Origin of the sequence: Anaeroglomus insulsum (assembly GCF_050689095.1) — a bacterium.
GTDB lineage: Bacteria > Planctomycetota > Phycisphaerae > Sedimentisphaerales > Anaerohalosphaeraceae > Anaeroglomus > Anaeroglomus insulsum.
Genome location: NZ_JBOGCL010000001.1, coordinates 1 through 15,830 on the forward strand (window position 1 = coordinate 1; position 15,830 = coordinate 15,830).

13 protein-coding genes are annotated in these 15,830 nt (G+C 54.0%); 6 read left to right on the top strand and 7 right to left on the bottom strand.

Features of this window, described 5'->3' with window-relative positions:
• The first annotated feature begins 45 nt into the window (after nucleotides 1-45).
• Nucleotides 46-2,181, top strand: coding sequence for a LamG domain-containing protein (locus ACQ9LF_RS00005; RefSeq protein ID WP_462487307.1), 2,136 nt, complete (start codon nucleotides 46-48; stop codon nucleotides 2,179-2,181).
• Nucleotides 2,182-2,263: 82 nt separating this feature from the next.
• Here ACQ9LF_RS00005 and ACQ9LF_RS00010 read toward each other — a convergent pair whose 3' ends face one another.
• Complete coding sequence (locus tag ACQ9LF_RS00010; protein ID WP_462487308.1) at nucleotides 2,264-3,520, bottom strand: hypothetical protein; 1,257 nt, start codon at nucleotides 3,518-3,520, stop codon at nucleotides 2,264-2,266.
• Between the two features lie 112 nt (nucleotides 3,521-3,632).
• Entirely contained in the window at nucleotides 3,633-6,338 is a 2,706-nt protein-coding gene (locus ACQ9LF_RS00015; RefSeq protein WP_462487713.1) for a glycoside hydrolase family 2 protein, read from the bottom strand.
• A 385-nt stretch (nucleotides 6,339-6,723) separates the two neighbouring features.
• On the opposite strand from ACQ9LF_RS00015, the gene ACQ9LF_RS00020 reads away from it, so the two are divergent.
• Nucleotides 6,724-7,689 carry a hypothetical protein gene (locus ACQ9LF_RS00020; RefSeq protein WP_462487309.1) on the top strand — a complete coding sequence of 322 codons (966 nt, stop codon included), beginning with the start codon at nucleotides 6,724-6,726 and terminating at the stop codon, nucleotides 7,687-7,689.
• A gap of 103 nt (nucleotides 7,690-7,792) precedes the next feature.
• On the opposite strand, the gene ACQ9LF_RS00025 is transcribed toward ACQ9LF_RS00020, so the two are convergent.
• A complete protein-coding gene (locus ACQ9LF_RS00025) occupies nucleotides 7,793-9,562 on the bottom strand; it encodes an ASKHA domain-containing protein (RefSeq protein ID WP_462487310.1) in 1,770 nt (589 codons plus the stop codon).
• 275 nt (nucleotides 9,563-9,837) lie between these two features.
• Between ACQ9LF_RS00025 and ACQ9LF_RS00030 the strand changes: the two genes are divergently transcribed.
• The 4 genes from ACQ9LF_RS00030 to ACQ9LF_RS00045 all read left to right on the top strand — a co-directional run bounded on the left by ACQ9LF_RS00030 (nucleotide 9,838) and on the right by ACQ9LF_RS00045 (nucleotide 12,389).
• A complete protein-coding gene (locus ACQ9LF_RS00030) occupies nucleotides 9,838-10,215 on the top strand; it encodes a hypothetical protein (RefSeq protein WP_462487311.1) in 378 nt (125 codons plus the stop codon).
• Nucleotides 10,216-10,304: 89 nt separating this feature from the next.
• On the top strand, nucleotides 10,305-10,841 hold the full coding sequence (locus ACQ9LF_RS00035) for an RNA polymerase sigma factor (protein ID WP_462487312.1): 537 nt from the start codon (nucleotides 10,305-10,307) through the stop codon (nucleotides 10,839-10,841).
• Complete coding sequence (locus tag ACQ9LF_RS00040; protein ID WP_462487313.1) at nucleotides 10,838-11,356, top strand: hypothetical protein; 519 nt, start codon at nucleotides 10,838-10,840, stop codon at nucleotides 11,354-11,356. Before ACQ9LF_RS00035 ends, ACQ9LF_RS00040 begins: the two co-directional genes overlap by 4 nt.
• Nucleotides 11,357-11,360: 4 nt before the next feature.
• Nucleotides 11,361-12,389, top strand: coding sequence for a hypothetical protein (locus tag ACQ9LF_RS00045; RefSeq protein WP_462487314.1), 1,029 nt, complete (start codon nucleotides 11,361-11,363; stop codon nucleotides 12,387-12,389).
• Nucleotides 12,390-12,478: 89 nt separating this feature from the next.
• On the opposite strand, the gene tsaE is transcribed toward ACQ9LF_RS00045, so the two are convergent.
• The 4 genes from tsaE to argH are packed head-to-tail and all read right to left on the bottom strand — an operon-like array spanning nucleotide 12,479 to nucleotide 15,778.
• Nucleotides 12,479-12,970, bottom strand: a complete 492-nt coding sequence (tsaE, locus tag ACQ9LF_RS00050) for a tRNA (adenosine(37)-N6)-threonylcarbamoyltransferase complex ATPase subunit type 1 TsaE (protein ID WP_462487315.1) — start codon at nucleotides 12,968-12,970, stop codon at nucleotides 12,479-12,481.
• A gap of 52 nt (nucleotides 12,971-13,022) precedes the next feature.
• Nucleotides 13,023-13,940, bottom strand: coding sequence for a thiamine-phosphate kinase (gene thiL, locus ACQ9LF_RS00055; protein WP_462487316.1), 918 nt, complete (start codon nucleotides 13,938-13,940; stop codon nucleotides 13,023-13,025).
• A gap of 20 nt (nucleotides 13,941-13,960) precedes the next feature.
• A complete protein-coding gene (locus tag ACQ9LF_RS00060; RefSeq protein ID WP_462487317.1) occupies nucleotides 13,961-14,320 on the bottom strand; it encodes a four helix bundle protein in 360 nt (119 codons plus the stop codon).
• A 60-nt stretch (nucleotides 14,321-14,380) separates the two neighbouring features.
• The gene (gene argH, locus ACQ9LF_RS00065; protein ID WP_462487318.1) at nucleotides 14,381-15,778 is read right to left on the bottom strand and encodes an argininosuccinate lyase; all 1,398 of its coding nucleotides are present in this window, start codon (nucleotides 15,776-15,778) and stop codon (nucleotides 14,381-14,383) included.
• Nucleotides 15,779-15,830: the final 52 nt, after the last annotated feature.

Here is a 15,830-nt window from a genome sequence, read left to right on the forward strand (position 1 = left end):
GTAACAGTGAAAACTTTATAACATTTAACTGGAAAGGGTAAAGTGATGAACAACAAAACAGTCAAAATTGGAGTGATGCTGATTTGTCTGTCAACAATCGCATCAGCAACCAGGATTTTATGGGTGTCCGACGCAGTAGAACAATCACCTCCCAATTTGACACGGGAAGCCGGTTTTATCGATCGGCTCACCGCGGAAGGATATACCGTTGATCGGCTGGCAGGTCCTCGAACCATGGATACGACCAAACGCGATTTGGCCAACACCTATGACCTGGTTATTATCAGTCGGTGGGGCGACAGCGGCCAGTACGCCAGCAACGCCACTGAGATTGCACTCTGGAATTCCATTACCGCCCCGATGATCAATATGAACGGGTATCTCTGGCGGAATAACCGCTGGAAATGGCTCAACGGCACCGAATCCAACACCTCAGCCAATCTGGTTGTTGTCCTGGCAAATGATCCTATTTTCAAGGGTGTAACCATTGATCAGAATAATCAGGTGGATGTGCTCTCTCAGGGAGTGTCCACCACGGTTACCACAAGCAGCGCCGGCAATGGGACTCTTGTGGCCTATCGTGCAGATGCCGGCACACCGTATGTCTGGATTGCACGCTGGGCAGCTGGAACCGAATTCTACAGTGGTTCAGGCCAGACCGCCGGCGGTCCGCGTCTGGCATTTGCAGCCGGTGAGTCCGGCGGATCAGGTGACGGTACCTATAACCTCACCGAGGAGGGGTGGAAGATGTTTTCCAACGCCGTCTATCAGATGAGCGGTGCCACGTTCAACCGCATCCCGGTCATTAATGCCGGAACCGACTTTATCATCTATGTCAACGATACCATTCAGCCGGTCGGGACCGTATTTGATCCGGATACCGAAAATGTTACCGTCCAGTGGTCCAAGCTCAGCGGCCCAGGCTCGGTCACCTTTTCCGACACCGCCGTGCTGAATCCGGTTGTCCGCTTCAGCACCAAGGGCACTTATACCCTGCAAATGCAGGTCTCTGATGGTGATAGCACCGTCAATGACACCATTACCGTCCATGTCCGGGACCATGCCGACGACAAGATGCTGTCGCACTGGGATTTTGAAAGTCTGCCTGACCCCAATACGCTCGTGGATATCGCCGGCGATTTTGACGGCATATTCCACCATAAAGCCAACGCCGAACCCAATCTCGTTGCCGGCCATATCTCGCCCACTGCGGTGAACTTCATGGCCCAGCAATATTGGGAAGTCCCCAATACGCTCGGCAATGTCGATCCGAATTATGCTTCGACTCGTACTGGTCTGAGTGTCGCGGCATGGGTTAAGGTCGAAGGCGAAATGAATGGACTTCAAACCCCAATGCTCATCGGCTATGACCTGGCTGGCTGGCGTTTCCAGATCAATGCCAATCGCTGGAATCTCGTGCAATCCGGCAGCCCACAGCGTGAAGTCTTCAGCGTCCGTCAGGTCTTCCGTCCGGCCTGGCAGCATGTCGTCGGTGTCTATGACGGCGTCAATCACCAGATGAAAATTTACATCGACGGTATTCTGGATAATACCGCAGATATGCCCTCCGGCTATACCCTCGGGACGGGCACGATGCCCCTGCAGATCGGCAACCGCGCCGATGCCGAACGGCTGTGGCCCGGCATGGTAGATGATATCCGCGTTTACAACTATGCCCTCAGCGACGCCGAGATTTTAGCCCTGGCCGCCCAGGGCGACAAGGCTCCCCTGATCACCGCCGGACCCGATCAAACCGTATTTTACAAGGGGATTCCTGTACAGATGGATGCCACGCGGATGATTGACGATGGCATGCCTGCCCCACTGAGCCTGACATGGACAGTCGCACAGACTCCCACAGGAGTTGACCCGGCCTCGGTTGTCTTCAGTGACCCCGCTGCCGAAGATCCCACCGTCACCTTCCCGACGGTTCCGGGCATCTATGTCCTGCGGCTGGACGCCACCGATGGGGTCTATAATCTGACCGATCAGATCGCCGTAACCCTGACCATTCCCACATGTGAAAACGTTCTGGCCGATGGCCTTGGAATGGCAGCCGACCTGAGCGGCCCCAACGGAACACCGGATTGCTACATCAACCTCTATGACCTTGCAGTCATCGCCAACAGCTGGCTGGACTGCAATAATCCGGCAGACACCCATTGCACCTTCCCGTATTAAGCCGGCAGTGTCCTGCTAAACACAAAAGAGGGTCTGGCAAACGCCAGGCCCTCTTTTTTTGACTCTTGCAATTGAGCTTTGGCTATTTTGACGCCGGATACTCAAACAGGTTTTCATGTTTATCGATACACCCGACGGCTCGAATCACAGCGTTGGGATTGGTTACTGTAAAAGGCTGCTCCGATGCATAATTCCGCATCCGACACCCAAACAGTGTCACCGTCAGTTTTTCCTGGCCCCGCACCAGCATATAATCCTGCGACTGCTCAATCGCCGTCAAAGCCCCATTTAACCCCGAAAACGCTTCCACATTCGTAATCGCCGTGTGTCCCATCCCTTCGATAATAATGGGGTGAATCTCCGTCACATCCTGCCCCGCATTGGCGATAATTGACCCCTGGCTGATCTGCCAGTTGCGATTTTTGGTATTGTCACCCAGCTTAAGGATACCCACTTTCACACAATCGAAATTGAAGTTGGTCAACTGACCGTAACTGGCTGCTCCCAGATAAATCCCGCCATAGGTCCCAAATGTAAACAGATCCATCAGCTGCGCATTGTCAGTATGGTCAATCCGGTAGGTAAACGTCTGGCGGGCAATCACAGCATCAATGACCGCCCGACTGTATCCCCCGTCAATCATACGACGGTTGGCCGGATTCACATGGCAGTGCAGAATCCGTGGTATATCGTAGCAATGGTCAATCCGGATAAATTCCCCGCCCAGCGGATAGCCGTAACAATGCTCAAACAAAATCTGCTCGACAATCCCGCCCCGCCCGCCGTTAAAATCCATCGCCAGGTATTCTCCATAGAATGTCAGGCACGACAGCGTCACCCCCTGTGCTCCCTTCGAAGGCGAACAGCGAATCGTCGCAGGATACGCAATAATCTGGTCCGGATTCCGAAGCGTCTGTTTGGGATACCAGAACTGAATGCCGCGTATCTGGGTGGCATGTTCTACGGTAATGAATGGATTCTTGTCATCCTCAATGGCAAACACACTGCCCACCGGCTGCATTTTCTCCGGGTGCCGAGTCCCCCGCCCGACCGGTCCATGCACACCAATCAGGGACACATTCGCTTTCAAGACCAGCCCGCCGTCCACGCGATACGGCTCCTCGGAAGGCTCCACATACAGCGCCCCCCCGCACCGCGACGCCCAGTCAATCGCTTTCTGCAGGTTGTCCCGATTCACTGCGGGACTGTTGGAAGGCAGGACTCCGAATTCCCGAATACTCCTGGCTCCGCCTGGCTGGCCGGCGGCAACCGATATTTCAGAAGCCCCTGCTCCCGAACCAAACAAAATTATCATCCATCCCAGCACAAGTCTGATCATTCGATACACCATATGATTCTCCGCAAGTCATTGTCTCTTGATTGGATATGCTCAGGCAGTCCCCGGCGATCCGGACTTTATGATCTGCCTGACTGCCGCAGGCTTTCTCATTTCAGTGAATCATCAGCGTCTGATGCTTGACATTCCACCCATCCAGGATCATCGTATAGCCAGTTCCCTGGCGATCATAAGGTTCAACTTCAATCGTCCTTTCTTCATCCGGCAGCAAACTGAAAAAATTATCCGTGTAAAACGTTGGCCGCACAGGCTTGCTGGTCTTGGCATCGGCCAGCTTGACTTGAATCATAAACGCCAGCGACTCCGATGGATTTTTCAGGCTCACCACATATTTGCCATCCTGCTTTTTGACCTTCGCCGAAAGCGCAACCTCCGGCAGCTTTTCAATCTCCTCAAATCCGCCATACAACGGCCCGGTATAGCTGTTCTTGCCCTTGTAGACTTGTGTCGAACGCCAGTAAAACGTATCCGCCACCGCTTTGCCGTCGCGGTCTCTGACATCCAGCCGGATAAAATGCACCGACGACAAATCCCCCGGCAGCACCACCGCCATTACATCATTGGCCACCCGGTCCTCGCACACATACACCTCGCAGGATTTTTCATACCGCAGCTTCATATTCAGATCAAAAATCCGAATCGACACCGTTCCTTTGAACGGCTCATACAACTCGTTATTCACCGACACCGTATTCTTGATGAAATCATACTGAGCGTGAATCGGCTCGTGGGCATCCTGTGAATAATACAATGCCGCCGTCGGCTCCAGCGACCAGTCCCACATCCGCCCGCACACCTGCCGTGTCGGACTGTTATGATACCAGAACCATACCCCCGTCGTGAACCGATCCCCGCAATCCAGCCGGTTATACGTCCAGCATTCCCAGATACTGCGATACCCTACCGCACCCACCATCTGCCCCTTCCACGCCAGTTCTTCCGCTGTCTCCACCGGCCCGTATTCCTGAATCGCCGGCACATACCGCAGCACCATATCATGGAATCCGCCGCCGTCATGATAATCCCACACATCCTTGTTCACCGGCCAGATATCCTTCTGGTCCATCATCTCCTTCAGACTATCCAGCGTCGGCAGACACGGCGTCCCATACTCCGGACACAGACCGTTTATCCGGCTGCCCCGGCTGGACGCACTGTCATCGTAATAAAACATCGGGTTTACATATTTATACGGGCTGCCGTCGTGAATCCCGTCTATTTCCGATCCTGCCTGCCAGCCCCGCGTCCCATCCAGCGAATCCACCAGATCCTTGATCGGCACAATCCCCCTGGCATCCCGCTCATTGGCCGAGATATAATACACCAGCGACGGATGATTCCGCAGCAGTTTAATCGTGTCGGCAACATTGGCCCGATACAACTGACGGTCCTCCGGCAGCACCGTATCCCCTGACTGCCAGAACTCCATCGACACCAGAATCCCCAGCTCATCGCACAAATCAAAGAAATAATCGCTCTCGACAATTCCGCCCGCCCAGAAGCGGATAAAATTAATCCCCGCCTGCCGCGTATTCCGCAGTTCCGTATAGGTCCGAGCCTCGCTGTTCCGCAGCATCGCCTCCGGAATCCAGTTGGTCCCGTGCAGGAAAATGGGCTTGCCGTTGACATAAAACTGCCGGCTGCGGTCGGGCGTATTCTGGTCACTGCTGACATGCCGCACGGCAAATCGCACCGTCTCCGTATCGCATACCTTGCCGCCCCGCTCAAATGTCAGCGTCATTCGATACAGATGCTGGGGGCCCTTGTTCATCGGCCACCACAACCTGGGATTCTGAAACACCAGCTCCAGATACTCTTGCGGCCCAAATGTGACAGTCTTATTCTCGCCCGCCGCCAGTTCCACCCGCTTTTCAATCCGCACACCAGCCTCTGGTATCACGGCCTTCACCGTTCCGGCCTGCACCATCGGACTGTGATTAATCACCTCGACCGAAATCGTCTGTCGCGAGAGTGTCAAATCCGGCACCGACAATTCACTCTTGACAAACGCATCCCGCAATTCCACCGCATCTACCGCAAACAGCGTAATATCCTTCCAGATCCCCGTATTGCGATCCCGAATCCCATCCGAAAACGTAAAATCCCACCCAATCGACATCAGCATCGTCACGTTTTTGCCGAACTGGCCATCGCCGCCGTTTTTGTTTTCCCCCACCGCCCGGACTTCCTTGAATTTATTGCTGAATCCGCCCAGGACATCTACCGGCTTGACCAGCACCGCCAGCCCATTAGCCCCCTCGTAGTTCACCACATCCGTCACATCAAAAAAGCCCCGGTTAAACATCCCCGCCATCGCCCCCACTTCCCGCCCGTTGACCCAGATTTGGGCTCGATAGTTAATCCCGTCAAACCGCAAAATCACCCGCTTGCCCGCAAACGCCGGCGTCAGCTCAAACTCCGTCCGGAACCAATAGGTATAAAACGCACTCCCCACCTCTGTTATATCCGGAATCAGCTTCTTTTCTCTGGCATTATTCAGCCCATAATACGGCTCCGGATATACCCCATTATAAACCAGACTGTTGAGCACGGTTCCCGGCACGACCGCCTTGAGTCCTGCATCCGCCCTGAAACCCACCCGCGACACATCCGCCCCCGTAACTCCCTGAGTCTGCCGAACCATCTGCCATGCATACCCCCCGCCATGCACATCCCTGGACCGCAGGATTAGCGCATTTGACTTGTGATAAAACGGCTCCCGCGATAACTCCGCTCGGACCGCCGCAGTACACAACACCCCGCATAAAATCATCCGCACGGCAATCCTCTGCCAGCCCATTTTCAACGAGAAAAAATAACGAAATGAACCCAAAACCGATGATATTAAAAAAGATGATATATCCATACCCGATCCTGACTTATCCAGAGTTCACATCACGGCAACGAACACTTCCTGCACCGAAATCTTCCATCTCGTTTCGAAATGGGAAATGTAAATACATACTTGCTGAGTTTCACGTAATCAGCTCCGATTGTATTGTCAGAAATCCCTCCAACCCTGTCAAGGCATTTTCCCCACATTATGGAATAATTCCGAGCATCATTTGTAACATTCATAGGACAATTAACCCATTGCCCTGCCTTGAACCCGGCCATTTCTTTGGGTATTATAGAATACCCCGTCGTTCACAGACCTGTCGCCCTTGGATCGAGAAGGATAGTGAATGAATCAGGATAGAGTTTTCATATATGGATTATTGCTGGCTGTTGCGGCTGCACAGGATGGTTTTGCAATCGCCCGGCACTCTGGCTCCCGCGATGAAGACTATACCACCTTTGGCAATCACTTCTCCAGTACCGTCGCTGCAGGCTGCATCAACCAGAACGCCTTTCATTTCAGAGCCTCCGCAGTGGTTATCGATCCTCATTGGGCCTTGTGCAGTGCCCATCAATACTTCGACAGCTCAGGCCTCCCTCTCTACAGCGGAGCCTTTATCAGCCTCGATTCCAGCTACATTGCAGACCCGGCCCGGCTTTTCATAGCTGACAAATGGTTCCGCTATCCCGACTCCACCGCAGACGCCTACGGCCCGGACATAGCCCTGCTTTACTTCAAAACCCCTATCGCCGGCGTCTCCCCCGCGGTCCGGTTTCGCGGAATCCTCAAGCCCGACTCATCGGTCAGCATCATCGGTTTCGGCCGCACCGGCACACCCCAAACCGGCTACTTCCCGCCGGACTACCAGCGCCGCGGCTGCCAGAACTCTATCGACAGATTCGGCGACGGCATCACGTTCCCGGAATATACACTGTTTTCCGATTTTGCTCCCCCGAATACTCCGGAATATAATCCCTTGGGTGGTATCGCAGCCCCCGGCGACAGCGGCGGCGGATGGTATAATCAGGACGGCCTGCTCATCGGCGTCTCAATCGAGGTTGGTACGCTTGCCCCCGTATATGACAATTTCACCATCGCCCAGGACATCACCTGGTTCAACGACTGGATTGATGCGACCATGGCTGACATGAACCAAACACGGCCCCTTGACCTGCTGGACTTTGCGGGCCTGTCGGCCTGCTGGATGAGCACCGCCGGCGACGCATGCTTCAACGGCGGCTGGGACCTGGTCCCCGACGGCAGAATTAACCTCCTCGACCTGCTGGCCTTTATCGACCACTGGCTCACCTAGTTCAAACCTCCGTGCTTAAGGCTAAAGTTCCATGCCGAAAGCATTCCGTTTCATTCTTAAGTTCCTGAGTTCTTGGGTTCTCAGGTTCTTAATTGTCATTTTGTTATTTTTTATCGAACACCAAACAGTCAGCGTAAATATCCTGAAATTCCGCCCGCGTAGCCAGTTCCACATACTCCATCCGCCGGGCCAGCGTCTCGCACCCGGCCCGCACACCGCGATCCAGCAGAATCTCCATCGCCCCCAGGCTGGCGGCATTGCCCACGAAATGAATCCGCTCCAGCGGCACCGCCGGCAAAAGGCCAATCGTCACCGCACTGGACTTCTGAATGTAATTGCCGAACGCGCCTGCCAACAGGACTTTCTCGATCTGGTCCTCGGTAATCCCGGCCGTCATTTCCAGCATCCGAATCCCCGCCCGAATCGCCGCCTTGGCCAACTGAAGCTGCCGAATATCCCCCTGCGTCAAAACCACCACAGGCTTTCCCGACTCCGCCGCAAACACAAACGCCGGTTGTCCGGCATGCTCAATCAGGCGGTCCCGCAGTTTCGCCGAAAACCTCCCCTCCTCCACATCTTCCCGGCCCAGAAACCGCCCCGTCGAATCGATAATCCCCAGCTCCACCAGCACCGCCAGTGCATCAATCAGCCCGCTGCCGCAAATCGAATGAGGACGCCCGCCCCCAATCACGTCAATATCAATATCATCGCTGTTGATCACCACCCGCTGAATCGCGCCTGCCATCGCCCGGCTGCCATGCAGTACCCGTGCCCCCTCCAGCGCCGGCCCCGCCGCACAACTGGCCGTATAGAGCCGACCCTGATGGCACAAGACCAGCTCGCCGTTGGTGCCGATATCCACCAATAGCGTCGTCTGATGCTCCGTATCCAGGTCGGATGCCACCGCCGCCGCCAAGGTATCCGACCCCACAAACCCCGCAATATTGGGCGGCGTAAAAAGCACCCCCGCCGGATGAATCGCCAGCCCGGCCTCCGCCGCCGGTACCGTACACGCCTCCACGCTGTGCGGCAGATAGGGACTTTGCCCCAACTGACTGACCGGCCATTTGAGCAGCAGGTGATTCATCGTCGTATTACCCACCGCCGTACATTCATACACGTATCGCATATCCACATCGGCAATCGCCGCCGCCTGTCGCAGAAGCTGCCCCAGACAATCGACAATCGCCTTCTGCAAAAGTGCCTGCCCCTCAGGAGTCGATGCAAGTTCTATCCGACTGATAACATCATCCCCCCACTGATGCTGCGGATTGGCCGCCGACGCCGTCGCCAGAATCTTTCCGGTCTTCAACTCCGCCAGCCGCAAGACCACTGTCGTCGTGCCGATATCCGCCGCCGCTCCATATAACAGTCCGGCCGTATCCCCCGGCTCCACGGCGACAATATCCCACCCCTTGAGCGGGAGATGATAATGCAGAACCGCCGTCAGCCCCTTGCCAAAATCAGCAGCCCAAAAATCAAACGCCGGCCGGGACACAATGTGAATGTATTGCTTGCGGAGAATGTCGCACACAAGGTCTAAGCTGTCGCAGGGGGTAGAAATGAAAACCTTCCGCCACATTGGCGAAATCTGGATTTCTTTATCGGCCCCCTCTTCGAGTATCTGGTGATGATACAATCGGCTGGCCGCGGGAATGGTCACCGTCACAGGTTCATGGATGCGATACTGGCAGGCCAGCACTTCCTGCCCCGACGGTTCAAGCCGCACCCGGCATTTCTTGCAGGTGCCGCGTCCCCCGCAGGGACTGACTAAAATGATGTCAGCCTGTCCTGCCGCTTCAAACAGCGTCGCCCCCGCGTGAATCCGCACGGTACGACCTTCCGGAAGAAACCTGACATCATAATGTTCCATACGGCCAAATGAAAAGAAAGTGCAGAACTTTCCCTCCGAAGACAAACTTCTGCACTTTCTGTGTATAGTACGCCCGCTTCTCAATAAACGAAAACGCAGGCAAAATTTAGACTACGCCTTAGCCGGTAATTTTGTGCCGGACTTTCCAGCGAGCCTTCCTCTTTTTGCTGCCGATTTTGCGTCTGCGTCTCGATTTAGCCATCAGAATCTCCAAAAATTCTTAAGTCATAAACATTTTGCCAAAACCATTTTGGGTGATTAGTATATAGAATGTTATGGAAATTGCAAGACCCCCTTTAGAAAAATTCCAATTGGAGACTTTTATGATCCAGTGTAAAGATTGCGAATTTTATCGTCAGGAACCGGATGGCCGCCGGATTTTCCTGTGCGACCCCTTCAATAACATAAAAGAGACAGAATGCATCGCCAAATGGCAGCTCTTAAAAACCGACCTGCTTGTCCAGGCTTTTGACCGCATGAACGCCTTCCAGAGCCGCATGGCCCCCCTCCAGGATAAAATCTTCAAATACATCAAAAGAGAGATTGATGATATAGAAGAGGCGGATAGTTGGAAATATGACGACCAAGACTCCCCGCAACCCCCTGAAGACTTTGGATTTTCCGACGATCCAAATCCGCCAGAAGATCATTAATTCTTTTGAATACATAGACTTATAAATTCTTAATTGGATGCAATATTTCTCCAATATCAACCGTCTGAAACAGTGAAGACAAACGGAAGATGAACCCAGAGCAATTACACAACCTGATTGAAAAGTGCAAAGCGGGACAGTCGGAGGCTTTTAGTGAGCTTATTGATCTGTACGCAAATCGTTGCTTTGGATTCTTTTACCGCCTTAGCGGATCACGGGATACTGCCGAGGACTTAACAAGCGAGCTCTTTGTCAAATTAGTTGAGAAAATTGGTTCCTGGCAAGGCAGTTCCTTCGATAGCTGGCTTTTCACCATCGCAGGCAATTTATTCAAGGACCATCTGAGAAACCAGTACCGTCATAGGAAAATGCTCACCGAGAAAGCCAAAACCGTACAGGTCGAAACCACTCCTGAGAAAGAAAACGACATGGAAATCCGCCTGCAACAGGCCCTTGGGCGTCTGGAACCCGATATTGCCGAACTGATTATGCTGCGGTTTTATGCCGATTTAAGCTTTAAGGAACTCGCCGAAAGGCGAAACGAACCCATTGGAACGACATTATGCAAGATTCACCGGGGTATGAAAAAACTCCGGGAACTCATGCAGGTCGGAGGTGTCTTATGAAAGAAGATAAAAATGAACTAAAATCCCTGATTGAGCAGTTCATGGACAGTCAGGAAGCGGCCCAAATGGCCCAGGAGATTGAGGAAGTCCAGGAGATGCTGGCTGCCATGCCTGCGCCCAGGCTCTCCGACCCATCTCTCGAGGCTCTCAAGCAGCGGGTCAGCCGGCGTCTGGCTGTGCCTGCCCGGACCATCCGTCCTGCCGCTGCGATACGCTTCTATCTGTCAGCCGCTGCGGCCCTGATTCTGGCTACCGTCGGCTGGGTCGTATTGAGCAACCAAAAAACCGAAACCCCAACGGATCTCCTGGCTTCTGCAGCCCACATCTGGGAAGACAGCACCACCTCGGACGATAACCCGGTTAGTACCCTCATGGCCAAAATCGAAGCTGTCGCCGGACAGGTCGAATCCATTCAGGACAAACCTCTTAAATGGTTTGAAGACGACAGTAACCTGTCCACCGAAATTGAAAGTCTTGAAATCATCGCCAGCAATACCGATTTCTGGAAAGGATAATTGAATGAATCGTAAAATACCCCTGATTCTGATATGTGTGTCGCTGTGCGGGTTGCTGTGCCTGGTCTGTTTGGCCGAAACCGATAAGCCCGCCGACGCACAAAAACAAGCTGAGGCCGTCAATACGGATAATGCCGCGGTCACGATGGATGAATTCTGGGCCGAAGAATTAGCCCGCCCTGAACCGCAATTGCCCGATGAGCGTATCGATCAGTTCCTCGAGCAAATCCGTATCCAGGATCCGGCCAAAGCTGAACAATTTGAAAAATTACGCAAGGAAAACCTGGACGAATTCCGCAAACAAATTCGCACGGAATTCACCAACCGCTTCCGTCAGATGCGACAGCAATTTGAACGCGGCGGCAGAGACAGAGATAGACGTCCCGAGGGAGCAGACCCCATGGGCGGCCGCGGACAAGGCCCTCAGCCATTTGGTCAGCCCGGCGCCGGCCAGGGACCTCAGCCGTTTGGACAGCCCGGCCCTGGTCAGGGTTTTGGTCAGCCCGGCGGCCAGCCTGGCTACGGCACCCCCTGGAAGGATCGCATCGAACGGATGCATAATGAATTTATCGCATGGCTGGAGAAGAATTACCCTATCCAGGCCGTGGAAATCAAAGAACTCCGCGAAAAGAAACCGGAGGAATACATCGGCAAAATGGCAGACCTCATGCGGCGCTATGGCCCCATCATTGAGGCGGAGCGCAATAATCCCAAACTGGCCGCAATCCTGAAAGAAGATATGGAAAATCAGCGGCTGACAGAGGAATTATTGAAACAGATTCGCAAAGCCAAAGGCCAGGACAAAGAAAAACTGGTTGCCGAACTCAGCCCTCTGGTTTCACGCCGTTTTGACCTGATTATGGCTAAAATGCAGATGCAGTACGATGACATGCGAAGGCGGCTGGAAGAATTGCAGAAAGAAGTCAAAAATCGCGAAGGCGAACTGGAAAAACTTAAAAACAACAAAGATGCCGCTGTTGACGAACGGGTCAAAAAACTGCTTTCGGAATCCGAAAAAGTAAAATGGGATTAACCCCCTCCGAAACCCCTTCCCAGAAAAAGGACTGGTACACATCGCCGCCCGGCAACGTGTACTGGTCCTTTCCTTCTATAGTCTCTGGTTCATCTCGGTCCAAAACCGCATTTCTGTACACAGGCTTGGATGCGTTCCGTCGGATTCACGATGCGGATGCGGCGCTGGTCCTGGCCGGCATGGGATAGTTCTATTCGCAGCAGGTTCAGGCCGGACAGGGCCGGCAGGACTTTATCGGCCCATTCAACTAAGACAATCGCATCCGGACGACAGAAATCCTCAAAGCCCAGCAATTCAAATTCCCGCAGGCTATTAAGGCGGTAGGCGTCAATATGATACAGGGTCAGGTTTCCGTCTCTGGCACTATATTCGTTGACCAATACAAAGGTCGGACTGCACACCTTAGTCGGGTCGGGGGCGTTGAGGCCAATGGCGATGCCTTTAATCAGGTGAGTCTTGCCGCTGCCCAGGTCGCCAATGAGAGCAACCACTTCCCCACCCTGCAGAGCCGAGGCCAGATTTTTGCCCAGTTCAATGGTATCCTTTGCCGAGTGTGTGATGATTTCAATGACCTTTTCCATTGTTTTTATTCTTGTATCCGTGTATTCCTGTATTCTTACATTCTCGAATTGATCACAAATGATCAAAGCCTTTTGGCTCCAGCGGGACGATGCGGCCGTCGGGCTGCTGCAATTCCATCCGGCCGGAGTCGGTCACGGTTCCCACACGGACGATATCGCTGAGGGTTTGTAATTTTTGCCATTGGTCGGGGGCAACGGTAAAGAGCAATTCGAAATCCTCGCCGTCGTTGAAGGCCGCCGCCAGTGGGTCGGCGGATTGTCGGGCGGCATCGGAGATCGGCACCCTGTCGGCCTCAATCAGCGCCCCCACTTTGCTTTGCGTGCAAATCCGGTTCAGGTCGGTGCTCAGGCCGTCGGACAAATCCATCATCGCATGAATCCGGGCCAGCTTGGTCATCTCGTAAGCCAACTGCACCCGCGGCACAAACGACAGGTGTTTGCCGGCAAGCGAGCCGCCCAGCGGGCCGGAGACACAGATCAAGTCACCCGGCTTTGCCCCATTTCGCCGCACGGGAGGATGCCAGGCAGTGGGTTTACTGAGCATAGTCACATTGACCGCCAGCCGTTGGGATGGCTCGGCCCAGGCGGTGATATCCCCGCCGACCAATTCACAGTCAAACATCCGCCCTGCCCGAATCAGGCCGGCATGCAGGGTCTTTAATTCCTGCTGTCCGAAGCCTTTGGGCAGGCCGACCGCACACACCGCACACAACGGAATCGTCGCCATCGCCGCACAATCACTCAGGCTTGCGGCCATGGATTTATAGCCGACCTGCTCCAGCGTTGCCGTCCGCAGGTCAAAATGCACACCGTCCAGCAGCATATCGGTCGTAATCAGCACCGACGCCCCGCCATCCAGTGTCACCTGAGCCATGTCGTCGCCGATGCCGATGGGAAAGCGTGCAGGGTCGATTTTGCTTTGAGCGGCAAACCAGGCGGTAATGGTGTCTTCTTTAACAAAAGTACTCATGAACCTAAGAACCCAAGAACTTAAGAATTCTCAATCTTTGAACGATACAAGCCAAGCAACTTACCTACTTCGTGTGTTTGCTTTTGCAGCTCCAGCGTATCACAATACGCCAAATCTTTGGACAATATCAAATAATAACGCATCTCTTCAAGCGAACCATAAGCTATCGTCAAATAATTGACCTTATCTGCTTTAGTCTTCTTTTTAAAGCCTTCTGCTATGTTAGCAGGAACAGAAATCGCCGCCCTTCGCATTTGACTGACAAGACCATACCATTCCGACTTCGGAAACTCTCGTGTTGCCTTATAAATGGCCACCACCAGTTCATGAGCTTTCTGCCAGACAAATAAATCCTCAAATTTCTTAGCCGGTGCATTCATGTTTCATCCTTCTGCTATTCTTATGTTCTTGTGTTCTTATGTTCTTAGGTTCTTTGGTTCTTAAGTTCTGGTTGTTTTCAGTCGTTCCTGCCAGTATTTCACCTGCGACATCGCCGAGGCACAGCCGCCGGAGCCTTCGGTCTGGTACGATTGGCACACCCCTGCCGGGTTGAGCGTCTGATAGACATCCTGTCCGATTTTCTCACAGGCGGCCTGGAACTGGGCCAGCGACAGATCCGCCAGTTTTTCCTTGCCCTCTTTTTCGCACAGAGCCACCAGCCCGCCGACAATGCCATGGGCCTGACGGAAAGGAATGCCCTTGCGGACCAGGTACTCGGCCAGGGCCGTCGCGTCGAGAAAACCGCGATCCAGCCCGGCGGCAATCCGCTCGGTATTGAATGTCGTATGCGAGACAATCGCTGTGGCCATCCGCAGGCACTGACTGACCACATCCGCGGCCTTGAACACGTGCAGCTTGTCTTCCTGCAGGTCGCGGTTGTAGGTCGAAGGCTGGGCCTTCAGAATCGTCAGCATCGCCATCAGGGCACCATAGACCGAACCGGTCTTGCCGCGAATCAGCTCCAGCATATCCGGGTTGCGCTTCTGCGGCATCATGCTGGAACTGGTGCAATAGGCATCGGCAGTACGGATGAACGAAAATTCCGACGCGGTATAGAGAATCCAGTCCTCCGCCAGCCGCGACAGGTGGGCGGCGATCAGCGACCCGCAGAAAATAAACTCCGCACAGAAATCGCGATCCGCCACCGCATCGATACTGTTATAAGTGATGTCAGCAAAGCCCAGGTCCCGGGCCGTCTGCTGCCGATCCAGCGGCAGGGTCGTCCCCGCCACCGCCCCGCTGCCCAGCGGACAGACATTGAGCCGCCTGCGACAGTCGGCCAGACGGGAATAATCCCGTGCCAACTGCTCCACAAAGCTCAGCAGGTAGGCGGCGATACTGACCGGCTGGGCCCGCTGCAGATGGGTATAGGCCGGCATGATGGCTTCGGTGTATTTGGCGGCCAGTGTGACAAAGGCCTGCTGCAACTGGACAATGTAGCTCTGGATCGCCTCGATTTCATCCCGCATCCACAGGCGGATATCGGTGGCGACCTGGTCGTTGCGGCTGCGGCCGGTATGGAGCTTGCGGCCCGGGTCGCCGATTTTTTTGATCAGGGCCGACTCAATGGCCATGTGAATATCTTCCTGGGTCTTGTCGAAGACAAACTTGCCAGCGGCGATCTGTTCGGAAATCTCGATCAGTCCGGCCTCAATCGCCTCAAATTCCGCCTTGGTGATTATCTTCTGGGCCGCCAGCATCCGCGCGTGGGCTATCGAGCCGACGATATCATATTGATACAGCCGCCAGTCATACGACAGCGACTCCACAAAATCCACCGCCAGCTCATCCATCGAACCATCCAGCCGATGCTGCCAGCTTTTTTCCTGCTTGGTCATACCTTTATCCTTTAATCCTTAAGCTATCAAAACGATAATCGATCTATGTTCG

Excerpts from the sequence above, each read along its gene's own strand:
- ACQ9LF_RS00005 (WP_462487307.1), top strand. The coding sequence starts at position 46 with ATGAACAACAAAACAGTCAAAATTGGAGTGATGCTGATTTGTCTGTCA.
- ACQ9LF_RS00010 (WP_462487308.1), bottom strand. The coding sequence starts at position 3,520 with ATGATCAGACTTGTGCTGGGATGGATGATAATTTTGTTTGGTTCGGGA.
- ACQ9LF_RS00015 (WP_462487713.1), bottom strand. The coding sequence starts at position 6,338 with ATGGGCTGGCAGAGGATTGCCGTGCGGATGATTTTATGCGGGGTGTTG.
- ACQ9LF_RS00020 (WP_462487309.1), top strand. The coding sequence starts at position 6,724 with ATGAATCAGGATAGAGTTTTCATATATGGATTATTGCTGGCTGTTGCG.
- ACQ9LF_RS00025 (WP_462487310.1), bottom strand. The coding sequence starts at position 9,562 with ATGGAACATTATGATGTCAGGTTTCTTCCGGAAGGTCGTACCGTGCGG.
- ACQ9LF_RS00030 (WP_462487311.1), top strand. The coding sequence starts at position 9,838 with ATGGAAATTGCAAGACCCCCTTTAGAAAAATTCCAATTGGAGACTTTT.
- ACQ9LF_RS00035 (WP_462487312.1), top strand. The coding sequence starts at position 10,305 with ATGAACCCAGAGCAATTACACAACCTGATTGAAAAGTGCAAAGCGGGA.
- ACQ9LF_RS00040 (WP_462487313.1), top strand. The coding sequence starts at position 10,838 with ATGAAAGAAGATAAAAATGAACTAAAATCCCTGATTGAGCAGTTCATG.
- ACQ9LF_RS00045 (WP_462487314.1), top strand. The coding sequence starts at position 11,361 with ATGAATCGTAAAATACCCCTGATTCTGATATGTGTGTCGCTGTGCGGG.
- tsaE (WP_462487315.1), bottom strand. The coding sequence starts at position 12,970 with ATGGAAAAGGTCATTGAAATCATCACACACTCGGCAAAGGATACCATT.
- thiL (WP_462487316.1), bottom strand. The coding sequence starts at position 13,940 with ATGAGTACTTTTGTTAAAGAAGACACCATTACCGCCTGGTTTGCCGCT.
- ACQ9LF_RS00060 (WP_462487317.1), bottom strand. The coding sequence starts at position 14,320 with ATGAATGCACCGGCTAAGAAATTTGAGGATTTATTTGTCTGGCAGAAA.
- argH (WP_462487318.1), bottom strand. The coding sequence starts at position 15,778 with ATGACCAAGCAGGAAAAAAGCTGGCAGCATCGGCTGGATGGTTCGATG.